We start from the raw sequence: 3360 nt of genomic DNA, 5'->3' as shown, positions 1-3360 counted from the left end.
AACAAAAAATCAGAACAACCAGTGATACAGCAGGTACACCACCACCACCGCCAGCACCGGCCGCAGGATGCGGTAGGCCTTGGGGTTGGCGCGTTTGAACTGCTTCACACGGGTGCTGATTTTATTGCTGAAGCGCTTGCTCCAGGCATACGCCTGGTTGATCCCGCCCACGCGCTCGTCGTCGGTGTTCTGCGGCGCGGTGGCGCGGCCGAGGAAGGCACTGACCTTGCGGTTGATGCGGGTCATCAGCGGGCTGCTCAGCGGGCGCTCGATGTCGCAGAACAGGATCACCCGGGTGAAGTCGGTTTCGTTCTTCACCCAGTGCACGTAGGTTTCGTCGAACATCACGTCTTCGCCATCACGCCAGGCGTATTCCTGGCCATCGACGTAGATGCGGCAAGCATCGGAGTTCGGCGTGGACAGGCCCAGGTGGTAGCGCAGCGAGCCTGCAAACGGGTCGCGGTGCGGGTTCAGGTGGCTGCCGCCGGGCAACAGGGCAAACATTGCGCCCTTGACGTTGGGAATGCTGCTGACCAGCTCGACGGTGCGCGGGCACAGGGCTTCGGCCGAAGGCAACGGCTTGTCGTACCACTTCAGGTAAAACCGCTTCCAACCCTTCTTGAAGAACGAACCGAAGCCGGCATCGTTGTCCTTTTCGGCGGCGCGAATGTAGCCTTCATCGAACAGGCGCATGGCCTCTTCGCGGATTTCCTGCCAGTTGTCTTTCAGCACGTCCAGTTCAGGGAAGCGCTGACGGTCCAGGTAGGGCTTGGACGGCACGCCGGAGAACAGGTACATCAACGCGTTGTAGGGAGCGAACAGCGCCGAATGGTTGACGAACTGGCGCAACACCGGCAGGCGGGCCTTGCCGCGCAGGTGCACGAACAACACGCTGCCGAAAAACACCAGCAAGACACCCGCCTTGGCTGCAAAGGAAAAGGTCATGCTTTCACTCCTTGGGGAAGAGCCAGGGCTGCACCACCTGCTCTTCTGAAAATCATCCTGCCATCATAAACCGATCCCGCCGAGGTACAAACAACCCGGGCGGGATCGCATTCATGAAGATTGTGCAATAAACCACTCCGGCGATTATTGCGCCGGGTCAGCGGCAAGGTCGATTACTGCTGGTTTTCCTGCTCGCTGAACATGTCGCTGAACAACATGCTCGACAGGTAACGCTCGCCCGAATCAGGCAGGATTACGACGATGGTCTTACCCTGCATCTCCGGTTTTTCGGCCAGGCGTACGGCGGCGGCCATGGCTGCACCACAGGAAATCCCGCAGAGAATGCCCTCTTCCTGCATCAGGCGGATGGCCATGGCCTTGGACTCTTCATCGGTCACTGTCGCCACCTGATCGACAATCGACAGGTCGAGATTTTTCGGCACGAAGCCGGCGCCAATGCCCTGGATCTTGTGCGGGCTGGGCTTGAGTTCTTCGCCCGCCAGGGTCTGGGTGATCAACGGCGATGCCAAGGGCTCGACCGCCACCGACAGGATTGCCTTGCCCTGGGTGTGCTTGATGTAGCGCGACACACCGGTAATGGTGCCGCCCGTCCCCACGCCCGCCACCAGCACGTCGACGGCGCCATCGGTGTCGTTCCAGATTTCCGGCCCGGTGGTTTTTTCGTGGATGGCCGGGTTGGCCGGGTTTTCGAACTGACCCGGCAGGAAGTACTGGGCCGGGTCGGAGGCGACGATTTCGTTGGCCTTCTCAATCGCGCCTTTCATGCCTTTGGCCGGGTCGGTCAGCACCAGTTCGGCACCCAGCGCCTTCAACACCTTGCGGCGCTCCAGGCTCATGGAGGCAGGCATGGTCAGCATCAGCTTGTAGCCACGGGCGGCGGCGACGAAAGCCAGGCCGATACCGGTGTTGCCCGAGGTGGGCTCGACGATGGTCATGCCCGGCTTGAGCTTGCCGCTGCTCTCTGCGTCCCAGACCATGTTCGCGCCAATGCGGCATTTGACCGAATAACCCGGGTTGCGCCCTTCGATCTTGGCCAGAATAGTCACGCCACGCGGGGCGATGCGGTTGATCTGCACCAGCGGCGTGTTACCGATGGAATGGGCATTGTCTGCAAAGATACGGCTCATGGCAGGAGTCCTTGGCATGAAAAACAGCACGGAAAGACCTCAAGGGTAAGCCCCGGCCGGTGGCCCGTAAAGCCTGTTCGAACTCGGCCGGGCGTGTTGCGGTCAACCGCACATCCCGCCTTGGAGACGCCCTGATGAGAGCCCGTTATCGCTGGCCGCTGATCGGCCTGGGCTGCCTGGTCGTGTTGCTGGCAGCCTTGCACTTTGCCCTGCCCTACCTGGTGCGCAACTACCTGAACGAAAAACTGGCCGACATGGGCGATTACCGCGGCCAGGTGACCGACATCGACCTGGCCTGGTGGCGCGGCGCTTACCAGATCAACGGCCTGAAGATCGTCAAGACCAGCGGCAAGGTGCCGGTACCGTTCCTCGACGCGCCACTGATCGACCTTTCGGTGAGTTGGCATTCGCTGTGGTACGACAAGGCCGTGGTGGCCGAAGTGACCTTTGTACGCCCAGAACTGAACTTCGTCGACGGTGGCAGCAAACAGGCGTCGCAGACCGGTCGGGGTACCGACTGGCGCCAGCAACTGGAAAAACTGCTGCCCATCACCCTCAATGACGTGCGCATCGACAACGGCGTGCTGACGTTCCGCAACTTCAACTCCAAGCCACCGGTCGACCTCAAGGCCACTCAGTTGAACGCCAACATCCGCAACCTGACCAATGTTCGTGACCCCAAGGGCCGTCGCGATGCGAGTTTCGAAGGTACTGCACTCATCGCAGGCGATGCCAAGGTGGAAAGCCGTGCGACGTTCGACCCGTTCAGTGATTTCGATGACTTCGAATTCAGGCTTCGTGCTACCGGCATCGAACTGCGCAAGCTGAACGACTTCGCCAGCGCCTATGGCAAATTCGACTTCAACGCCGGGCACGGGGACGTAGTCATCGAGGCGCAGGCGGAAAACGGTCGGCTGAACGGCTACATAAAGCCGCTGCTGCGCGATGTCGATGTATTCGACTGGCAACAGGACGTCGAGGAAAAGGACAAGGGCTTCTTCCGCTCGGTGTGGGAGGCAGTGGTGGGGGCGACCGAAACGGTGCTGAAGAACCAGCCAAAAAACCAGTTCGCTACCCGGGTGGAACTCAGTGGCAGCGTGCGCAAGCAGGATGTCAGCGCGTTTGAGGCATTCCTGCAGATCCTGCGTAACGGGTTTATCCAGGCGTTCAATGCCCGCTACGAGCGCGGCGCGCCGGATTCCGACTGAGATTGCGTGACGGGGCATTCAGGGACTGAATACCCGGTCTGCGTTTCCAGCCGCGTGGC

3 protein-coding genes are annotated in these 3360 nt (G+C 60.8%); 1 reads left to right on the top strand and 2 read right to left on the bottom strand.

From position 1 onward, the window contains the following. Positions 1 to 9: 9 nt before the first annotated feature. Together ACK1VC_RS21665 and cysK are read right to left on the bottom strand one after the other, a co-directional pair. Positions 10 to 945 carry an aspartyl/asparaginyl beta-hydroxylase domain-containing protein gene (locus ACK1VC_RS21665; protein ID WP_016488582.1) on the bottom strand — a complete coding sequence of 312 codons (936 nt, stop codon included), beginning with the start codon at positions 943 to 945 and terminating at the stop codon, positions 10 to 12. Positions 946 to 1118: 173 nt separating this feature from the next. Continuing rightward, on the bottom strand, positions 1119 to 2093 hold the full coding sequence (gene cysK / locus ACK1VC_RS21660; protein ID WP_016488583.1) for a cysteine synthase A: 975 nt from the start codon (positions 2091 to 2093) through the stop codon (positions 1119 to 1121). A 134-nt stretch (positions 2094 to 2227) separates the two neighbouring features. Between cysK and ACK1VC_RS21655 the strand changes: the two genes are divergently transcribed. Next, positions 2228 to 3301 carry a DUF748 domain-containing protein gene (locus ACK1VC_RS21655; protein WP_191086873.1) on the top strand — a complete coding sequence of 358 codons (1074 nt, stop codon included), beginning with the start codon at positions 2228 to 2230 and terminating at the stop codon, positions 3299 to 3301. Positions 3302 to 3360: the final 59 nt, after the last annotated feature.

Source organism: Pseudomonas sp. XP2 (assembly GCF_053557975.1).
This window is presented reverse-complemented; position numbering and strand designations above follow the sequence as displayed.

Coding starts and splice junctions, on each gene's coding strand:
- ACK1VC_RS21665 (WP_016488582.1), bottom strand. CDS start 945: ATGACCTTTTCCTTTGCAGCCAAGGCGGGTGTCTTGCTGGTGTTTTTC.
- cysK (WP_016488583.1), bottom strand. CDS start 2,093: ATGAGCCGTATCTTTGCAGACAATGCCCATTCCATCGGTAACACGCCG.
- ACK1VC_RS21655 (WP_191086873.1), top strand. CDS start 2,228: ATGAGAGCCCGTTATCGCTGGCCGCTGATCGGCCTGGGCTGCCTGGTC.